Source organism: Lysinibacillus sp. NPDC056185 (genome assembly GCF_047737915.1).
Lineage (GTDB): Bacteria > Bacillota > Bacilli > Bacillales_A > Planococcaceae > Lysinibacillus.
On sequence record NZ_JBLLLQ010000002.1, the window covers coordinates 103,573 to 122,663 of the forward strand.

Annotated in this window: 18 protein-coding genes, 1 riboswitch and 1 other annotated feature; of the genes, 15 read left to right on the forward strand and 3 right to left on the reverse strand. The window is 35.3% G+C overall.

The genetic code is table 11. From position 1 onward, the window contains the following. Nucleotides 1-247 precede the first annotated feature (247 nt). From ACMZ42_RS02945 to bioF, 8 genes are all read left to right on the forward strand, one after another. Nucleotides 248-2,122, forward strand: coding sequence for a leucine-rich repeat domain-containing protein (locus tag ACMZ42_RS02945; RefSeq protein ID WP_415730497.1), 1,875 nt, complete (start codon nt 248-250; stop codon nt 2,120-2,122). A gap of 175 nt (nt 2,123-2,297) precedes the next feature. Continuing rightward, a riboswitch (PreQ1 riboswitch) is annotated at nt 2,298-2,344 on the forward strand. 258 nt (nt 2,345-2,602) lie between these two features. Then, nucleotides 2,603-3,262, forward strand: coding sequence for a 7-cyano-7-deazaguanine synthase QueC (gene queC, locus ACMZ42_RS02950; RefSeq protein ID WP_415730498.1), 660 nt, complete (start codon nt 2,603-2,605; stop codon nt 3,260-3,262). A gap of 3 nt (nt 3,263-3,265) precedes the next feature. After that, on the forward strand, nt 3,266-3,739 hold the full coding sequence (gene queD / locus ACMZ42_RS02955; protein WP_415730499.1) for a 6-carboxytetrahydropterin synthase QueD: 474 nt from the start codon (nt 3,266-3,268) through the stop codon (nt 3,737-3,739). Further along, nucleotides 3,732-4,460 carry a 7-carboxy-7-deazaguanine synthase QueE gene (gene queE, locus ACMZ42_RS02960; RefSeq protein ID WP_415730500.1) on the forward strand — a complete coding sequence of 243 codons (729 nt, stop codon included), beginning with the start codon at nt 3,732-3,734 and terminating at the stop codon, nt 4,458-4,460. Before queD ends, queE begins: the two co-directional genes overlap by 8 nt. A 173-nt stretch (nt 4,461-4,633) precedes the next feature. Further along, nucleotides 4,634-5,182, forward strand: coding sequence for a GNAT family N-acetyltransferase (locus ACMZ42_RS02965; protein WP_415730501.1), 549 nt, complete (start codon nt 4,634-4,636; stop codon nt 5,180-5,182). Nucleotides 5,183-5,653: 471 nt separating this feature from the next. Next, nucleotides 5,654-6,157, forward strand: coding sequence for a hypothetical protein (locus tag ACMZ42_RS02970; protein WP_402871610.1), 504 nt, complete (start codon nt 5,654-5,656; stop codon nt 6,155-6,157). Continuing rightward, nucleotides 6,138-6,869: a 6-carboxyhexanoate--CoA ligase gene (gene bioW, locus ACMZ42_RS02975; RefSeq protein WP_415730502.1), complete on the forward strand. Its 732-nt coding sequence runs from the start codon at nt 6,138-6,140 to the stop codon at nt 6,867-6,869. Before ACMZ42_RS02970 ends, bioW begins: the two co-directional genes overlap by 20 nt. 3 nt (nt 6,870-6,872) lie before the next feature. Next, on the forward strand, nt 6,873-8,042 hold the full coding sequence (bioF, locus tag ACMZ42_RS02980) for an 8-amino-7-oxononanoate synthase (RefSeq protein ID WP_415730503.1): 1,170 nt from the start codon (nt 6,873-6,875) through the stop codon (nt 8,040-8,042). 159 nt (nt 8,043-8,201) lie between these two features. On the opposite strand, the gene ACMZ42_RS02985 is transcribed toward bioF, so the two are convergent. The 3 genes from ACMZ42_RS02985 to ACMZ42_RS02995 all read right to left on the reverse strand — a co-directional run bounded on the left by ACMZ42_RS02985 (nt 8,202) and on the right by ACMZ42_RS02995 (nt 11,527). Beyond that, complete coding sequence (locus ACMZ42_RS02985; protein WP_415730504.1) at nt 8,202-9,056, reverse strand: transglutaminase family protein; 855 nt, start codon at nt 9,054-9,056, stop codon at nt 8,202-8,204. Between the two features lie 61 nt (nt 9,057-9,117). Beyond that, on the reverse strand, nt 9,118-10,083 hold the full coding sequence (locus tag ACMZ42_RS02990; RefSeq protein WP_415730505.1) for an alpha-E domain-containing protein: 966 nt from the start codon (nt 10,081-10,083) through the stop codon (nt 9,118-9,120). Continuing rightward, complete coding sequence (locus ACMZ42_RS02995) at nt 10,037-11,527, reverse strand: circularly permuted type 2 ATP-grasp protein (protein ID WP_415730507.1); 1,491 nt, start codon at nt 11,525-11,527, stop codon at nt 10,037-10,039. Before ACMZ42_RS02995 ends, ACMZ42_RS02990 begins: the two co-directional genes overlap by 47 nt. A 174-nt stretch (nt 11,528-11,701) precedes the next feature. On the opposite strand from ACMZ42_RS02995, the gene ACMZ42_RS03000 reads away from it, so the two are divergent. The 7 genes from ACMZ42_RS03000 to ACMZ42_RS03030 all read left to right on the forward strand — a co-directional run bounded on the left by ACMZ42_RS03000 (nt 11,702) and on the right by ACMZ42_RS03030 (nt 18,572). Continuing rightward, nucleotides 11,702-12,115, forward strand: a complete 414-nt coding sequence (locus ACMZ42_RS03000; RefSeq protein ID WP_415730508.1) for a hypothetical protein — start codon at nt 11,702-11,704, stop codon at nt 12,113-12,115. A 348-nt stretch (nt 12,116-12,463) separates the two neighbouring features. Beyond that, nucleotides 12,464-13,426 (forward strand): tyrosine recombinase XerC, encoded by a 963-nt coding sequence (locus tag ACMZ42_RS03005; RefSeq protein ID WP_415730509.1) that lies wholly within the window; start codon nt 12,464-12,466, stop codon nt 13,424-13,426. Between the two features lie 173 nt (nt 13,427-13,599). Continuing rightward, entirely contained in the window at nt 13,600-14,112 is a 513-nt protein-coding gene (locus ACMZ42_RS03010; RefSeq protein WP_415730510.1) for a DinB family protein, read from the forward strand. 587 nt (nt 14,113-14,699) lie between these two features. Next, the gene (locus tag ACMZ42_RS03015; protein ID WP_402871632.1) at nt 14,700-15,524 is read left to right on the forward strand and encodes a DUF4037 domain-containing protein; all 825 of its coding nucleotides are present in this window, start codon (nt 14,700-14,702) and stop codon (nt 15,522-15,524) included. Nucleotides 15,525-15,903: 379 nt separating this feature from the next. Next, a complete protein-coding gene (locus tag ACMZ42_RS03020; protein ID WP_049665318.1) occupies nt 15,904-16,053 on the forward strand; it encodes a hypothetical protein in 150 nt (49 codons plus the stop codon). A 259-nt stretch (nt 16,054-16,312) separates the two neighbouring features. Next, nucleotides 16,313-16,483, forward strand: a complete 171-nt coding sequence (locus ACMZ42_RS03025; RefSeq protein WP_370083439.1) for a transcriptional regulator — start codon at nt 16,313-16,315, stop codon at nt 16,481-16,483. Between the two features lie 385 nt (nt 16,484-16,868). Then, entirely contained in the window at nt 16,869-18,572 is a 1,704-nt protein-coding gene (locus ACMZ42_RS03030; RefSeq protein WP_370083440.1) for a putative bifunctional diguanylate cyclase/phosphodiesterase, read from the forward strand. Between the two features lie 267 nt (nt 18,573-18,839). Continuing rightward, nucleotides 18,840-19,059: a binding site (T-box leader), on the forward strand. The last annotated feature ends 32 nt before the right edge of the window (nt 19,060-19,091 follow it).

A 19,091-nucleotide genomic window follows, 5' to 3' on the forward strand; every position in this document is an offset into this window, starting at 1 on the left:
CTTCGTTAAATTTATATTTGAGTTCCGTATAATAACCTCACTTATCCTCCGTATCACAAGTAATAGTAAATCAGAAGTTTAAACTTATTGTATAAAAGAGTGAATACACACAAAAAAGTCGCCTCATAGGTGGCTTTTTTTGTTGTAGGTCTAAAGGTGTGAAATAATTGGTGTTTAATAGAAATATTGACAATTATTTTTCGGACAACTAAGCTTAATTAAAATAGAGCTGCAGAGGGGATTGCCAGTGGAATTCATTAAATTAAATTGTCCGAATTGTAATGGAAAAATTGAATATAGAGAGGGACAATCATTCAAATGTCCTTTTTGTGAAACTGAAATAATGTTGAAAGAGAATAAAGTTTATTATGTTGATCAGACGATTAATAATTATTATGGTACAACTTCTGCGAATAAAGCTACACGTCCAAAACCGAATTTAAAAGCGCTTTTAATAATACCGATTGTCATCCTTTGTGTATTCCTTGGCTATTTTCTTTTGAGCGGCAATCAAACAGAATATGGTAACCATAAGGACCTACCTGTTCGGGAAATGCCTGAAAGCGAAGTTCTTTTATTCTTTTTAAAAGATATTTTTGATAAAGGTGGAGCAATGCCGACTAAAGAAGAGATCGCAAGTATCCGTTATTTAAAGGCATACTATTCTGAAGATCAATGGCATTTTGATTACAGTCTCGACGATCCGTTTACAAATAAGCAAGCCAAAATTTCTAACTATATTATTATGGATAAGTTATTAAATACACAAAAAATCGAACAAAAAGATTTTGAAGCCTTTACTGGTCTGACGGTATTGAATTTGATGGGCGATTATGAAATATCACAAAGTGAAAAAGTAAGCTTCCGACATCTGGAAGGTTTAAAAAGCTATACAGGTAGCTTTAATGAATCATTTAGTAAAATTGCTGAATATTTTAGCGATAAGTCTAATGTTGTAGAACTCTCTGTTCAAATCCGAAGTAATGATGAACTTGCTTTATTATTAGAGTTGCCTAATCTTCAATCACTTGAAATTTCGTATCACAACGAGACGGTTACAGACTTCGCTCTTCTGAATAAACTGCCATTAAAATCATTGTCTTTAAGATCTGCAAATGATTTGAAGTGGTTGTCTTCATTAACTGATTTAGAGTCGTTAGCAATAGATTTGAGTGAAGCGACAGATTTTAGCTCGTTCTATTCACTGAATCAATTACAAGAATTGAAACTTACAGCGGTGAAAAATTTAAAAACGCTTGATTTTATACAAAACATGCCTAACTTGCAATCGCTTGATCTTGAAAATATGGATATTACGAATGTAGAACACCTTAGAAATAAGTCTTCATTGACAAAGTTGCGTTTAGCTTCTCTTTATAAATTAGAATTGTATGATATTGTGAACAGCCTGACTTCACTGACCGATTTATCGATAACTGGTTATAGTGGCCAAATAGCATCGATTGTAGCACCCCATTTAAAAAAAGCCGAATTAAAAAGTTCTTTCTTATCCAAATTAGAGGCACCTGCTTTAAAAGATTTAACTGTTGAGATAAGTGGGGGACAGTCGTATTTGAATGGAGCAGAATTACTGAAATACCCACAGCTAGAACAACTTACAGCGATGGAGTCTGGCGATTTTACAGGCATTCGTTCTTTAAATCGTTTGCCAAATCTGCAAACCATAAATTTAAATGAAACATCTTTTTATGAAGAGACGAGTGAATTATTCAATTTACAGCATGTAAAAACGTTAAATTGTAATGACTGTAAGTTTCAAATTAATAGTCAAAATTCATTTAACAACAACATACTGGAACATTTAACTTTGAATAATGTATCCTTCCGAATAGGTAATGGTGACTGGGTGCATGAAGTTGATAAGGTTATGCCTTACTTTGCTGGCTTTTCAGCTCTGCGTTCATTCACAATACAAGATAGTTCACTACAATCGTTAAGTTTTATGGGGAATTGGCAACAAATTGAGGTGCTTCATTTGGAAAATAACGCTATTTCAAATGTAGAGCCATTAGTGAATTTGCCTAATTTGAAAAAGCTATATATTTTAGGAAATCAGGTGCAAAATAAATCTGTTCTAGACAATGGAATAGTGATTTATTGATATATATCCTCAAAATATTAATGAATTTAATCTCAGCAAAGTGTTTAGTATAATATAGGACAATATAACAGTGGTTGTTCTAGAAAAGCATTTATGGGAAGATCTTAAAAAAAATCCATTTGACGTTTTATACTATTTTTTGTATTATATTGAAGAAAAGAATGCCCGGACTAGAACGGGAGAGGTTCATAGCAAATACCCTCTATAAAAAACTATGGAAACATGACAATATGCCATGTCCATATCGGACGTGGCTTTTTTTTATGTTTTTACTTATGTTTTAATAGAATGATTGGTGATGCCTCTCTTGAAAAGTGTTGGGAAACATTTTACAAGGGGGTTTTTTTATGTCTGGCCGAAGCCGTTAAGAAAGATTGAAGTATTTAACTTATTAAGGCACACAATATTCGTTAAAAAACTAAGAAGAAAACAGCACTTTTTCTTAGAGTACTGTTTTTCGATATAAGGGAGTTTTTATAGATGAAGCAGGAAAAGGCAATTGTTGTATTTAGTGGAGGTCAGGACAGTACAACCTGTTTGTTTTGGGCAAAAGAACGTTTTGAAGAGGTAGAGGCAGTAACTTTTGATTATGGTCAAAGGCATCATCTTGAAATTGAATGTGCGAAGAAGATAGCAGAGGATCTCGGTGTTAAGCATCACATTCTTGATATGTCACTTCTGAATCAACTTGCTCCGAATGCATTGACACGACAAGACATAAAGGTAGAAGACGGAGAAAACGGTGAGCTTCCATCGACTTTTGTACCTGGCCGAAATCTTCTCTTTCTTTCATTTGCAGGCGTTTTAGCGAGTCAAGTAGGAGCTAAGCATATTGTAACTGGCGTTTGTGAAACGGATTTTAGCGGATATCCGGATTGCCGAGATGTTTTTATTAAATCCTTGAATGTAACGTTAAATTTATCGATGGATGATTCTTTTGTGATTGATACACCGTTGATGTGGTTGAATAAGGCACAGACATGGGAGCTTGCTGATCAGCTTGGGGCACTTGATTTTGTACGGGAAAGAACGTTGACTTGTTATAACGGTGTAATAGCAGATGGCTGTGGTGAATGCCCAGCATGTAAACTGCGAAAAAAAGGGCTTGATGAGTATTTGAATTACAGGAAGGAGTCTTAAAACATGTCAGATTTTAAAATCGTCGATAAGCTCCAAAAGATAGATGAAGATATTCAAAGAAATCAATTGATCTATCATGCAAAGCGTGTTCTCATAAGCAAAGAATTTACCTTCGATGCTGCTCATCATTTACATAATTATGAGGGGAAATGCAAAAATCTACACGGTCATACGTATCGTGTAATATTAGGACTGAGTGGATACACAGATGATCGCGGTTTGGTGATTGATTTCGGCGATATAAAAGCAATATGGAAACAAAAAATAGAGATTCATTTGGATCACCGCTATTTAAATGAAACGCTTCCGCCCATGAATACAACGGCAGAGAACATTGTTGTTTGGATTTACGAAAAGTTGGCTGAGGCCTTGCTTGACGAACAAAGGTATAACGGTGCGCGTGTAGAGTTTATCAGGCTATACGAAACTCCGACAAGCTATGCAGAAGCGAGACGGGAGTGGATGGAAGTTGAGTAAGGTACCTGTTATAGAAATTTTTGGACCGACGATTCAAGGTGAGGGAATGGTCGTTGGCCAGAAGACAATGTTTGTGAGAACTGCCGGCTGTGATTATTCCTGTTCTTGGTGTGATTCATCGTTTACATGGGATGGCAGCGGAAAGCATCTTATAGTCCAAATGACAGCGGAAGAGATTTGGTCTGAGTTGAAACGTCTTGGAGGCAATGGTTTTTCATTTGTCACGATTTCAGGCGGCAATCCTGCACTCTATCAAAATTTGGAAGAATTCATTGCCATTTTAAAAGAAAACGACATAAAGGTCGGAGTGGAAACACAGGGAAGCAGGTGGCAAAAATGGATGTATGAGATTGATGAACTGACAATCTCGCCAAAGCCACCTAGTTCTGGAATGACCACAGACTATTCGGTGCTCACTGATATCTTTGAAAAGCTAAAAAAACGAAACAGTAAACATCATATATCCCTCAAAGTAGTCGTTTTTAATCAAGAGGATTACGATTATGCTAAACAAATTCACCATCGATATCCAATGATTCCTTTTTATCTCCAAGTCGGTAATGATGATCTCACGACGGCTGACAATTCACGATTAATACTACATTTATTAGATAAATATCATGCGCTGATTGATAGAGTGATTAAGGATGAGGAATTCAGAGATGTCAAAGTACTGCCACAGTTGCATGCCCTTGTTTGGGGGAATAAAAGAGGTGTATAGTCCTATGACAAAAATGTCTTTAAGATAAATTCTAGAAGAGGATTATGATGCCGAATGTAGAAGTGAACTGTACTGTATCAAATTGTATTTTCCTCGCAAAAGGAAATATTAATTTTTCCTTATACCGAATATACTTTATAATAATAGAATGTATTTCAAGATGAGGTGTTCGATTGAATAAGTTAAGAGCTGAAACAGAAAGATTAGTTATTCGATTAATACAAGAAGGAGATTATTCTTCTTGGCTTACCCAATATGAAAATCGTTTGCCTTCTCAACATAAATACGATGAAGGTAAATTAGATATGAGCATCTGTACGAAAGAATGGTTTCGTGATTTAGTTACTAAACATCATCAAATGGCTGAGGATGATCAGGTATATGTATTTGGAGTGTTTAGAAAAGTAGATCATACTCATATTGGCTTTATAGACTTTTCGACAATTATGAGAGAAGATTTTCAATGGGCCAGGTTTGGATATACAATTCATAACCACTTTTGGAGAAAAGGATATGGGAAAGAGGCTGTAAAGGCTGCCTTTGATCTAGCGTTTGAAAAATTAAATTATCATCGAATAGAAGCTCACATAAACCTTGATAATATAGCATCTATAAAGTTAGCAGAAAGTGTTGGAATGGTTTATGAATGCACGAGGAAAGGATTCATATACGAGGACGACAAATGGACTGATCATCTCGTTTACTTTATAAACGCAAAGTAAGTTTATGAAGTAGAAACGATGATGTTTCTGGTACACATTCTCTTAAGAAGAAAAATTCATTCTTCTTTTATAAAAAGATATTTAAGAACTTTAGTTTAAGATTATTAAAATTTAAAACAATAGATCCTAATAAAACCCCTGATTCTTCCGCTTAGCGTAAGAAAATCAGGGGTTTTAATTTAAACCATTGCACGTTTTTGATACAAATGATGACACTCACTTTAGCAGTTAAATCATGCTTTTCTCCTGAATAAACACCTTCAATAGGGTTTATATCGGAATAATTACGACCAAACCGACTTAGTGATAAGTAACAAAATCGTATTTTTCACAAAAAATAAAAAATCCTAGCATTTTATCTACTTTCCAATCTGCATTTGTGTTAACTTATTATTAATTGAGGTTAACTCAAATTGAGGGGAATAGGAGGAAATGACATCAAGTATTTCAAAAGTAAGATGGAGGAATAAAATGATCCGAAAGTTTTCTACATATGATCTTGCTCAGATTTCATTGCTAGCTTGTCTTATTATCGTTACAGGCATGTTTAAAATTCCAACAGGTTTTCCTGGGTCTGAATTTCAATTATCAGCACCTATTGCAGTTGCGATTGCTGCGGTATTTGGATTTAAGCGATATTTTCTAGCAGGAATCATTGCAAGTTTAATCTTATTTTTATTAGGTATACACTCAATCTTAAATGTGGAGATCTCCTTAATTTTTCGATTGACTGTAGGCTTACTTATTGTTTTATTTGGGACTTCCATTCCGGTACTTGTTTTGGCAGGCCCCATTGGAACAACGATTGCTAGATTTGGTTTGGCTTTTACGTTAGGGACTCCATTTTTACCGTTATTAGTTTTGGCTATTCCAGGCATGGTAATCACAGCTGTTAGTGTTTATCCCATAACGAAGTTGTTACAAACAATTAATAGGAAAGTAGCAGGTAATAATCATGTTAAAAACGTGTTATAGCATACGAATGCGTGCGGCTGAAAGAAGTCCTGAACTAGGGGAAAAGCATATATCTGGTGGTGAACGGATAGGGAGTAAATCTCAGATAGAGCCCATTGTAAAACAGCTATTGAATAAAGCAAGTAATCATTCACGTGGAGATGCTGACTTTATTCAAATTACCGTTGAAAAAATAGCGCATGATCAGATACAGTATTTACCACCCTTAGAAATTACGACAGTTGAGGCGGTTTCAATCGAAAAGTCCCATAGTGAAGCAAGAAAGATACTAACATCTTTAGGTGTTTCGGAACATGCACTAAATGTTGCTTTTCATCAACTTGCTAGTAATCAAAACCTCCGTGGGGCAATCATCCTAAATAGTAAAACCGGCTTACGGCTTGACGATCGGGGACAAAAGGGTGTGCGTGTATCACGAATCGATTGGCAAGACGCTAATGGGGAGCTTAATGAGCGAGTCCGTGAAGCATTGGCTTTGGCGACGAAAGTGGCGAATTCTCCGTTTACAATTGCAGAATTATGTTGGTCTGATGATCCAGATTACGTGACTGGATATGTAAGTAATCGTGCCATTGGTTATGTCAGAATTACACCGTTAAAAAGAGAAGGTTGTGAGAGCGGAGGGCGTATTTATTTTGTGTCAGATGAAGTTGAACTAGAATCTTTTATAGACTATTTAGAAAGCGTACCGGTTCTCATTAAGGGGGATTAAAAAATGGATCATTGGTTTCAGCGGGAACTACAATTAATAGAAGAGAAAGGATTGACAAGGAAGTTACGTTCGTTTTCAAATGGAAATGAGAGCGAGATCATCATGAATGGTAAGAAATTCTTGCTTTTTTCATCTAATAACTATTTAGGTCTTGCAACAGATTTCCGATTGAGAAAGAAAGCATCTGAAGGTATTAGTACATACGGTACAGGAGCTGGTGGTTCGAGATTAACAACCGGAAATTTCGTCATTCATGAACAGCTTGAATCTGAAATTGCAGATTTTAAAAAAACGGAAGCCGCTATTGTTTTCAGCAGTGGTTATTTAGCGAACATTGGTGTGATTTCGAGTGTGATGAAGGCAGGGGATATGATATTTTCTGATGCCTGGAATCATGCGAGTATTATAGATGGTTGTCGACTTAGTCAAGCAAAAACAATTGTTTATGAACATGCGGATATGGTGGATTTAGAGCACAAATTGAGGCATTCACGTGGAGATGGAAAAAAGTTAATTGTGACGGATGGCGTCTTTAGTATGGATGGTGATATTGCTCCACTTCCCGAAATCGTTGCGTTAGCAAAGAAATACAATGCTTACATAATGATTGATGATGCGCATGTGACAGGTGTCTTAGGAAGTGATGGTCGTGGTACTGCTGATTATTTTGGATTGAAAGATGACATTGATTTTACAGTAGGCACGTTGAGTAAAGCGATTGGTGCAGAAGGTGGTTTTGTGGCGACGTCGTCAATTGCAAAAAACTATTTACTGAATAACGCTAGATCATTTATTTTCCAAACGGGTTTATCTCCAAGTGCGATTGAAGCAGCGCGAGAAGGAATTTCTATTATTCAAAATGAGCCCGAACGAAGGGAACAATTGCTGAATAATGCTAAGTATTTACGTTTGAAATTGGAGGAATTGGGTTTTGTAGTTACGGAAGGAGAAACGCCAATTATATCTCTTCTTATTGGTGATGCCCATGAAGCTATGCAATTTTCTGAGAAACTTCTGGATGAAGGTGTCTTTATTCCAGCGATTCGACCACCAACTGTGCCAAAAGGGTCAAGCCGGTTACGGATTACAGTGATGGCTACACATTCAATGGAGCAGCTCAATACAGTCATAAATAAAATTGAAAAAATAGGAAAAGAAATGGGTATTGTATAATCCTTATATGATCAAGAACGATACCGAGAGTAATTCTTTTGATATATTGAAAGTTTAATGACTCAAAATTGAAGATTTAAATCTGAAAACAATAGATCTTAATAAACCCCTGATTCTTCTAATTTGCGTAGAAAAATCAGGGGTTTAATTTATACCATTTTACAAATGATTCAATGCTTTGACGCTCACTTTGACTGTTAAATCATGCTTTCCACCTGAATAAACACCTTCAACAGGGCTTATATCGGAATAATCACGGCCTATGCATAAAATAATGTGATTTTCTAATACTTCTACATTATTAGTTGGATCAAGACCAATCCAGCCGATCCCTGGTATCATGACTTCTACCCAAGCGTGGGTTGCAATATCACCGACCAAGGCAGAGTTTTCATCGACGAATAAATAGCCGCTCACATAGCGTGCTGGAATTCCTTTAGCTCTTAGCACTGCAAGCATGACATGTGTGAAATCCTGACAAACGCCTCGCTTAAGGGAAAAGGCTTCGCTTGCAGTTGTCGTAACATCGGTTGCACCAGGAACGTATTCAAAAGTAGAGTATAAATATTGCATTAAATTTAATGAAAATAGTACAGGATTTTCAGCATGACCAATGGCATGATAAACTTCCTCTAACTGATTTTCTGTCATATACGTAAAATGTGTAAACTTTAAATAGGGCAAATAATGTTCATAAAACAGTTTCGAGTGAAAAATGGTCTGCATTTCTGGTGAATATTGAATGCGATGAATAAATGGTGCACGTTGAATGCTGACAATAGAGGTCGATTGAATTTCTAGCTCTTGATGCTGCTCAGGTATATAAAATGTGCCAACCGTATTGCCCCATATATCTGTATGCTCACGAGTTAAAGATGAAGGAGTGATGGCAATTCGATAGGATAATAAGCGCTGACGCTCATCACCCCTTGGCTTTAAGCGGATTGTATTTAAGCTTTGATCGACTTCAGACTCATATTGAAAAATATTAGTATGTTGAATTTCAAATTTCATTGTGTCTGTTTCCTTTGGATTACTGACTTGCTTGTTGAAAGGGAGCAGTGGATGATTCCTTTCAAGGTTGTACGCTGGGTTCATATAAATGATAAATTGTTGCAAATGTATTGCCAAAATCAATACATTGACACAATCTTTCCTCCATTAACAAAATAGTTTCCTCTAAGGTAATATTCCATAAATCTACATTCATCACAGCAAATATTAAACTCTTTAATGGGGTATGAAGCTCTAAAAATCTTGCTGAAAGAGGATCGTTTTCTAAACAAATAAATGCTTCTTCTAATTTTTCTAAGCAAAACATTACTGAACGTGGAAAATGCTTATCTTGTAATAAATATTGAATAACATAAAGTAAATTGGTTTGGCGATGCTTGCGCAAATAAGATTCCGTCGCCTCCGATAAATCGAGTAAAAACGATCCGTCTGCTTCTATTAAAGAGACGGCTATTTCCTTATGTTGCTCCAGTATAATTAAAGCCATACGAATCATCTTTTCTACACGTTCTAACCATTTCCCAACTTGCATGAAATAAAAGGGTAAATCTCGATCCATCGAGCCTTCGATAAGCCCTGTTACCGTCAAAGAAGTTTTTCGAACATTTTGTAAAAAAGAGTTAAGAACAATTAGTGGGATTGGTCTTTCACGTTTCATCATTTCTTGCTGTAATGATAAATAAAAGGCATTTTGCAATTCCCAAAGCTCAATGGGTATGCTATCTCGCGTTACACGTGCGTTTTCTCGAACTGCACGTAAAGTAGCATGGAGGGCGTTACAGTTATTATTAGAAAAGAGTAGATATTCGATAAGTGGATTAACTCGAATTGACTCATAAAAGGACAAGTAGTCTTCCTTCGAAGCACAAATATTTAACACTGCTTCCCAATGATCGATGTATTCATTTTCTTTGCCAGATTGCTCCAACATATTCAACAGCTGTACTTGTAATATATGTGCATTCGTTTGTGATCGTTCACTATATCGTGCCATCCAGTATAGTGCATCGGCTACTCGACTTAGCATACTGCAATTCCTCCTTTAATATCCATGTATCTTTTGCTCCTCCGCCCTGGGAAGAATTCACGACTAAAGATCCTTCTTTTAATGCTACACGCGATAAACCTCCAGGAAGCACATACATATCCTCGCCCTTCATTACATAAACACGCAAATCGACATGACAAGGATAAAATCTCCCATCCTGGAAAGCTGGTGCTCTAGATAGACTAATTGTTGGTTGTGCAATGTATTGAACCGGGTTTTCCAATATTTTTTCTTTAAAAATAGCAATTTCTTCATCACTCGCATGTGGACCAATTAGCATATCATAGCCGCCAGAGGCACTAACGTTTTTTATGACAAGTTCTCTCATATGCTCAAGGACCCAACCTCGCTGTCTATCATCAGCTAGATGATAAGTTTCCACATTCCGTAGAATAGGTTCCTCTTTCAAATAATAGCGAATCATATCCGGTACATAGGCATACATCGCTTTATCATCAGCAACACCATTACCAACAGCATTTAAAATAGCAATATTTCCAGCCTTATATGCAGCCATAATATGAGGGACTCCAAGTAAAGAATCCGCACGAAAAACAGCAGGGTCTAAGAAATCGTCATCAATTCGACGATAAATAATATCAATTTGCTCTAAACCGTAGATTGTCTTCATGTACACTTTATTATCTTGGACAACTAAATCACGCCCTTCGACAAGCTGAATTTTGAGCTGCTGTGCTAAAAAAACATGATCGTAATAGGCCGAATTATACATACCTGCTGTTAAGAGGACAGCTTTAGGTTCTCTATCTGGGTTCATAGAAGGTGGCCGATGTGCAAGAAGTGCCTTCTTCATAAAGGCCATTTGTTTGTCAAGTGACTGGATCGTATGTTTAGAAAAAAATTCAGGATACACTTCCTTCATCACAGATCGATTTTGAAAAACATAGGATATCCCTGAAGGATTGCGTAAATTATCTTCTAACACGTAGTAAACGCCATTTTCATCACGAATCAAGTCTATGCCTGCTAAAAAAATATGATTATCAATAGGTACATTTACACCAAGCATTTCTTTATAATAATACGGATTGTTTTCAACGAGCTGTTTTGGAATAAGCCCATCCTCAACAATAGACTGTTCGTGGTAGACATCATGCAAAAAAAGATTTAAGGCTTTCACACGCTGCTTCATACCAGCTTCAATTACTTCCCACTGTTCATATGGAATAATAATAGGTATAAAATCAAAGGGCATTGTCCGCTCTGTTCCACCTTGTGCACCATATACGGTAAATGTAATGCCTTGTTTAAGGAATGTTGATTGTGCTTGCTGATATTTCTCATCTAATTGTTCCTTAGTGAAAGCATTGAGCTTATGGTGGAAAGACCGATAATGAGGCTTCGGTTGATTACCTTCGAACATCTCATCAAAAAACATACCAGATTCATAGAACTTCATCATATGGATCGCCCTCCGAATTTAAGTAGTAGAGAAAACGTGTTACACTTAGTAAGAATCAATTTCGCCTTGGCAAAATTGTAGTAAATGGGTACCAATTGACATGGAACCACATTTGCATTCATCTCATCACTTTTAGAGGAATGAAGATAAATACATATAAAAGGAGTTTATAAAATGACAACCATTAATTTAATGCAAGCTTATGAGCTAGACAAGCTTTCAAAATTAGATTTTACTGATGAGGAGATTGTACGTACATTGCAAACAGGGGATGTATCAGTTTGGCAGAAAAAAGTACCAAACTATGAATTTTCCGAAACAATGGCACTTTACCAAGAAGGGGAACAATTATTTTTAGACGCTCTGCATGGTAACTACAGTATCAAATATGTAACTTTGCCAGGCATTAAACGTTTAATGTATCTTCGTTTCCAATTAGAAGAAGGAAACGATTATCAATTGTTAGAAACAGGAATCCAACATTTAACTTGTAATGAGGAGGTTATTGCTAAGCTTCAACATATGCTATCAACAAACTGGTCTCTAGCAAAACAAGTAGATGGGACGTATAGTATTTTTGTAAAGTAACGGTTTTTCATACGGAAATCGACAAAAATCCAAATAATACCATGCACGTTGTGAGAAGAATCGACACGTATAGTTATCCGTCTTTTTATTTTTCGAATCGTCTCAGAGCATTTAACTCACTAGATTTAAATATTCATTTTTTTCGTGTTTTATGCCTAAAAAATGAAACTTTCATAAAAACTTTTAAAAAAGGTGATTTTCTTTCTAAAGGGAATCATCTTTTTTTGCTTATTAGTAGAACGTTTGTTCTGGATTGTAAAAAAAGAGCTTGTTTTTCACCATAAAGTTCCCAAATTTATATTTGGGAACGTTTTTTCGTGGTAAAATAGAAAAAATAGAGGTGATTTTATGGAAAAGCCGAAGCTACCAAAAATAATGAGAGATTTCCTTGTTTATTTAACGACGATTAAAGGGAAGTCTCACCGCACAAGAAAAGAATACGAATATGATTTGACATTATTCTTTCGTTTTTACATAGCCATTCAAAATGATCATGATAGTTCAGATTTAACGAAAATAGATATTTCTACTATTTCAATAGAAGAAATTCGTGAAATGACACTAGAGGATCTTTATTTATTTATGGAATATTGCGAGGTCCAGCGAGGGAATTCAGCATCTGCAAGAGCTCGTAAAGTAGCAACATTGAAGTCATTTTTTAAATATTTAAAAGGAAAACGACGTTTACTAGAGGAAAATCCGGCAGATGAACTAGAAACGCCAAAAATAGGACGGAAAAAACCTATCTATATGAACATCGAGGAAGCCACGCAATTTATCGATGGCATCCAGCCAAATCGTGCTTCACCAAGGAATTATTGTATGATGATGTTTTTCTTAAATTTAGGGATTCGTGTGACAGAGCTTTGTCAGCTCAATAGGTCATCTATACAAGGTCGCTACTTAACGGTTGTTGGTAAAGGGAATAAAGAGCGGACAGTTTATTTGAATGATAGCTGCATCCAGGCACTTGCAGACTATGAAAATAGCGGAAAGACGGCCTTTAAAGGGATGGAAGAAGAGCCTCTTTTCGTCTCACAAAAGGGAACACGCTTCACCCGTCAAACCGTTGCAAAAATCGTTAAACAAATTAATCAGCAATCCGGGCTTCAAAAAGAACGACTGACGCCACATAAGTTACGTCATACTTCCGCAACAATGATGTATAAATCAGGGGCAGATATTCGAAGTCTCCAGCATATACTGGGCCATTCAAGTGTAGCAACAACGCAAATCTATACACATATTGAAGATGAAGAGTTGCAACATGTACTCGAAAATAACCCGTTTAATATTGTTCGAGCAAGATAATTTTCATTCGCTGAAATAGAGAATCTCAGTTTAAGAACGCTTATACAGAGGCATAATTGATGACAACTTTCCAAAATATTAAAGGAAATCTTATTAATCAAATAGAATATTTTATATTGTATAGAACATATACAGAATAGGAATCAAAAATCGTTTGATAAGGGGAGTAGCTTATGAATCAATTAATTAACGACCGTCTATGCGAAACAAGAAATAACTTACTAGAGGAGATTAAAGTATTAAGTGATACTCAGTTGAATGCAAAGCCTGATGCAAACAGTTGGAGTATCGCCCAGGTTTGCCATCACTTAGCTTTAGTGGAGGAGTCTTCTGTAAAAGCGATTGCATGGGGATTGAAACAAGAAGATAATAAGCAAACGGAACGTAAAAATGTTCAACTTATCGTAGATAGAACAAAGAAAATTTCAGCACCAAAAATTGTTGAACCAGCTGAAGACTTTTTTACAGTTCAGCAAATCATTGAGTTGCTAGACGATTCAAGGAAAAAATTAACAACTTTCCTTAATACAATCGAAGACCCATCCATATTAGCGGAAAAATCCGTGAAGCATCCTGCTATTGGTGAATTGCCCCTTGATCAATGGGTAGAACAAATTCATTTTCATGAACAACGACATATTGAACAAATCAAAGAAATCAAAGCATTTTTAAAAGTTGAACACTAATGAACTTCCTGGAGACACAGTACAAAGAATGAAAAAAAGAAAAGCGCGACATTATATTAAAGAAATTATTAGAGACATTAACAATTCAATTGCATCAGAAATAATCTGGAACATTTTTATATTTATCCCTAGAATGATAATCCGATTATTGAAAAATATATGGTGAAAGGTCTAATTTCTCGATATTAATATTGAGAAATTGGGCTTTTTAAACTTTTTTCAGCGGATGTCCAAACACCCGTCGAAATAGAGGAACTCAGTCTAAGAACGCCATGTCCTGTGGCATGACCGAAATGTCTGACATCGTGATGGCCCTCATGTAGTTGTTGTTGTTGCTGCCGCTGCGCTTTCGCACAGATAAAACCGTGTTGCTGCCGTTGCGCTTTCGCACAATAAACAATTGCAGGCATAAGCATCAAGCCGATTCTGGACACAATTATGCCGAGGCATAATTGATAGTATTTTTTCTTGAAGTTGTTGTTCAGGTAAATAAAGAAAGAACATTAAGTTATTTAGGAAACAAATACTTTAGTTTATATGATTAATGCTTGATGAATTAGTTTTTACAATTATATAGGAGGATGCAAATGTTCTTATTACAGAAATCAAAAGATATGGCAGAGGTTTATATGCAAAACCCGAAAATCGAAGCTATAATACTGGCAGGATCGGTATCAAGAAACTTACAGGATGAAAATTCAGACATTGAATTGCACATTTTGTGGTCAACACCGCCAGAAGAGGAAGATCGAAAGTTCCCTATTAAAAAAATTGGCGGAACCATTTTGGCGTATCATCCTTATGAGGAGGAAGAGTGGTCTGAATCCTATCTAATGAAAGAAGGAATTAAATTAGAAATAAGCAACTTTTTATCCTCAACAGTTGAACGTTTTATCTCAAATGTGGTGGAGAAGTACGAAACTGACTATGACAAACAATGTATTGTAGCTTCAATTTATGATGGAGTGAGTTTATACGGAAATGAAAAAATTAGAGAGTTGAAAAATAGAGTAGTAGAATATCCTTTAGAGCTTTCTAAACATATGATTTCCGAAAATCTTTGGTTAGGAAATCGATGGAATAACCGAAAAGCCCTATTAAAACGAAAAGATTGGCTTATGCTTTATGATGTAATTTGTGAAGTACAAAAGAAGTTGCTTGGTGTTTTGTTCGGTATGAATAAAATGTATGTGCATCACCCTGCATTTAAGTGGATGCAATATAGTATTGAACAAATGAGAATCAAACCTAAAAATCTCTATGATCGAATGACCAATATTTTGTTAAGAAACCCAGAACAAGGTCTGCATGAATTGGAAGTATTAATTGAAGAAGTACTAATACTGGCTGAAAATTACTTCCCAGAATTGAATATAAGTGAACAAATGAAGCAAATAGGATTTGTGAAGTAATGGATTATAAAATTAATGAGTAAAGAGCACCATCAACAAATACAAAATCTGTAGAAGGTGTTTTAAAAAGTAACGAAAGTTTTGAAAAGGTATTTAAAAGATTTCCCAAAGGAGCTTCTTTGTAGAAGAGGAAGAGACTCCGGTAGACATAAAACTAAAAGTAAAGGTAGCGTTACTTCCCGAAAGACTTTAATATTCTATAATGACGAGAGCCATTGTTTTGATCCAACTTTTTTCAAAATAATGGCTTTTGTTGTGTCGTGGAATTAAATCTTCAAGGTTTTTTTATTGTAAAGCTTGACGAAACAAACCATCTGTTATATATTAAATAAAAATAAAAACAACTGTTATAAAACAGTTTGGTCTAGGAGGAATTCTAATGTCAAAGTATCGTGATGGGTATGAATTTTATTGTGAGATGTGTGAGCGTTATGGTCTTGAACCAATTTCATTCCGCTATTATTTGCTACAGTTATCACAGCAACAACTTTCAGCTTATAATATGCAAGCCAAACAATTAGGAATTTAATGGTTTGTCATTAAAGGATGTGGTTATTACGGAAGCCGACGTGAATATTTTATGAAAAGCCCAGCCATACTAATTTAAATGGACTGGGCTTTCGTATATTTGAAAGAAATATCAGAAAATTTATTGACACAGCATACTATCTGTTATATATTATTAATGAAAATATAATACTGTTATATAACAAGATATGTCACTCAATTATCACAAGTACAATTAGAATATTATAACGAAACTACACAATTGAAAGGAAGATATTAGTATGACAGATTATCGAGAAGGCTATGATTTTTATCGACAAGTGTGTGAGAAACATGGTTTAGAGCCAATAAATTTTCACTATTATATTTTAAACTTATCTCAGGAACAACTAGATGCCTACAATGAAAGAGCTAAAACATTGGGAGGTCAAATACAATATGAAGTCTCTTAGCTTGTAAAATGCTTTACTGTCTATATGTGACAGTAAGGCATTTTTGATTCATATCATAAATGAAGAAATTATTCAAGTGTAGTAAAATTACAGAAGATTCATATATTCTAAAGTAACTAGGTTAAAAATAACATATGAATAGCACTAAGGTAATTAAAGTAATCAAAAACTATGGTATTAAGTAAGTTAAAAGACCTTATTATTAGGGGCTATTTTATTGAAAACCATCAAATGTAGATTTGAATGTTTGGATATTTAGGTTGAATTAACTGCTTTTCTAAGACTATAATATAATTACATAAAAAAGGGCGATATCCCATAACTTTATACCTCGTAGAAATATAAAACAAAAGTACTAAACCCTTCTAATGAACGGAGAATGAAAATGATGAATATCACGCCTGATAGTATCAATCAAGTTAACTATAGTCTGAAAGAATTACAAGATATTTTTTCAGTAATGAATAGTTCAATCATTGTAGCAATTACAGATCGAACTGGGAAAATTACGTTTGTTAATGATCATTTTTGCAAAATATCTAAATACACCCGTGAAGAATTATTAGGGCAGGATCACCGTTTACTCAATTCAGGTTTCCATCCAAGATCCTTTTTTAGAGAGATGTGGAAAACTATAGGCAAGGGTGAAATGTGGAATGGCGAGGTGTGTAATCGAGCGAAGGATGGCAGTCTTTACTGGGTGAAGACAACGATTTTTCCTTTTCTTGATGACAATGGTAAACCGTATCAATATATTGCTATAAGGGTCGATATTACCGCACAAAAGGATATAAAAAAGATAACTCATATTGCTTATCATGATGAATTAACAGGACTACCCAATCGTCGTAAGTTAGAACAACGTTTAGAAAATGAATTCCATCAATCTCGACGTACAGGAGAGAAGTTTGCGTTATTTTTCATTGATGTAAATCGTTTTAAAAACATTAACGATGGACTTGGTCATATCATCGGGGATATGTTCTTAGTAGAAATGGCGAATCGTCTACGCAACGTTGATTATACATCAAATTCTATTTACCGCCACAACAGTGATGAATTTGTTATTATACTAAACGACGTTGACTATATTGAGGACAAGGCTGAGGAAATAATCAGCGTCTTTAATGAGAGTTTTGTTGTTGATTCGTATGAATTTTACGCAAGTATTAGTATAGGAATTAGTATTTTCCCAGATCATGCGAACTCTCCTGAGGAATTATTGAAAAATGCAGATATCGCCATGTATGCTGCAAAATCTTCACGTGGTAATCAATATCGCTTATATCGTCCAAATATGGAGGAAATCAACGATAAATGGTTATTACTCGAAACAAAGTTACATCAAGCGTTAAAAAAAGATATTTTAGAATTACATTATCAACCAAAAATCAATTTAAAAACGAATACAGTGATTGGCATGGAGGCATTACTTCGCTGGCATGACCCTGAACTAGGTCATATGCCACCAGATCGCTTTATTCCATTTGCTGAGCAATGTGGGCTCATTAATGATATAGGGGTTTGGGTGTTAAGAAAAGCATCTGCCCAGGTACGCACTTGGAATGAAGTACATAATATAAACTTACGTGTTGCCGTTAACATTTCTCCGATTCATATTAGTACAACAGGCTTTGTCGAAATGGTACATGAAGTTATTGCAGAAACAAAAATTGATCCGCAGTTTTTAGAAATCGAAATAACAGAAATGAGTATGCTGGATTATACGGAGGACTTAATTAATACAATCAAGCAATTAAGGGCACTTGGTATTACGATTTCATTAGATGATTTCGGTACTGGTTATTCATCGTTAAATTATTTAAAAACTTTCCCGGTAGATGTTTTGAAAATCGATCGTGCATTCGTCCGTGATATTGTGCCTGAAAAATCAGGTATTGCTATGATTTCAGCTATGATCTCACTGGCGCATGCCTTAAATCTGCAAGTAGTGGCTGAAGGTGTCGAGGAAGAGGCAGAATTAAATGTGCTGCGTGAACATGGCTGCGAGTACGTACAGGGCTATTATTTCAGTAAGCCATTATCGGTAAAGGACTTTACGAAACTGATAGTAGAAAGTTACATGTAGACAATATGGAGGATCTTGACCTAAATTTAGGACAAGATCCTCTAAGTGTTTATGGTTATTTTATTATGAAAAGCAACTTTACAACGAATACCGAAAGAGCAAAGGAGTAGCGACTTTTACTATATTTCTTTTTTCAGAGACAGTGAATTTTTACTAGTTAGAAACAATTTGGTCACTAGTATGTAAAGTCAATTTTCTGATATTTCCCGAAAAATAATCGTTTTAATATTTGAAATCATTCAACTGTTTTGCTAAAGTTATATAAAATATAAATTGTTGATGTGGCCAAGTAAGTAAGAATAGTGAAACAGAGAATATAGCAATTGCTGAGAGCTATATCACCGCTTCTTATCTGAAACCTACCACGGAGATGTTATGCAAACATAACCGAGTCGTTTTCGTTACAAAACGTTAGAGGGTTTTAAGGTTTTCTTAAAACTAAATTCAAGGTGGTACCACGTTTAGTCGGCACAAAGACGTCCTTATTTAGAGGACAGCTTTGTGCTTTTTATTTTTTCA

Coding starts and splice junctions, on each gene's coding strand:
- ACMZ42_RS02970 (WP_402871610.1), top strand. CDS start 5,654: ATGATCCGAAAGTTTTCTACATATGATCTTGCTCAGATTTCATTGCTA.
- ACMZ42_RS03010 (WP_415730510.1), top strand. CDS start 13,600: ATGAATCAATTAATTAACGACCGTCTATGCGAAACAAGAAATAACTTA.
- queC (WP_415730498.1), top strand. CDS start 2,603: ATGAAGCAGGAAAAGGCAATTGTTGTATTTAGTGGAGGTCAGGACAGT.
- ACMZ42_RS03000 (WP_415730508.1), top strand. CDS start 11,702: ATGACAACCATTAATTTAATGCAAGCTTATGAGCTAGACAAGCTTTCA.
- queD (WP_415730499.1), top strand. CDS start 3,266: ATGTCAGATTTTAAAATCGTCGATAAGCTCCAAAAGATAGATGAAGAT.
- ACMZ42_RS02995 (WP_415730507.1), bottom strand. CDS start 11,527: ATGATGAAGTTCTATGAATCTGGTATGTTTTTTGATGAGATGTTCGAA.
- ACMZ42_RS03005 (WP_415730509.1), top strand. CDS start 12,464: ATGGAAAAGCCGAAGCTACCAAAAATAATGAGAGATTTCCTTGTTTAT.
- ACMZ42_RS03030 (WP_370083440.1), top strand. CDS start 16,869: ATGATGAATATCACGCCTGATAGTATCAATCAAGTTAACTATAGTCTG.
- ACMZ42_RS03020 (WP_049665318.1), top strand. CDS start 15,904: ATGTCAAAGTATCGTGATGGGTATGAATTTTATTGTGAGATGTGTGAG.
- ACMZ42_RS02985 (WP_415730504.1), bottom strand. CDS start 9,056: ATGAAATTTGAAATTCAACATACTAATATTTTTCAATATGAGTCTGAA.
- bioW (WP_415730502.1), top strand. CDS start 6,138: ATGTTAAAAACGTGTTATAGCATACGAATGCGTGCGGCTGAAAGAAGT.
- ACMZ42_RS03015 (WP_402871632.1), top strand. CDS start 14,700: ATGTTCTTATTACAGAAATCAAAAGATATGGCAGAGGTTTATATGCAA.
- ACMZ42_RS02990 (WP_415730505.1), bottom strand. CDS start 10,083: ATGCTAAGTCGAGTAGCCGATGCACTATACTGGATGGCACGATATAGT.
- ACMZ42_RS03025 (WP_370083439.1), top strand. CDS start 16,313: ATGACAGATTATCGAGAAGGCTATGATTTTTATCGACAAGTGTGTGAG.
- bioF (WP_415730503.1), top strand. CDS start 6,873: ATGGATCATTGGTTTCAGCGGGAACTACAATTAATAGAAGAGAAAGGA.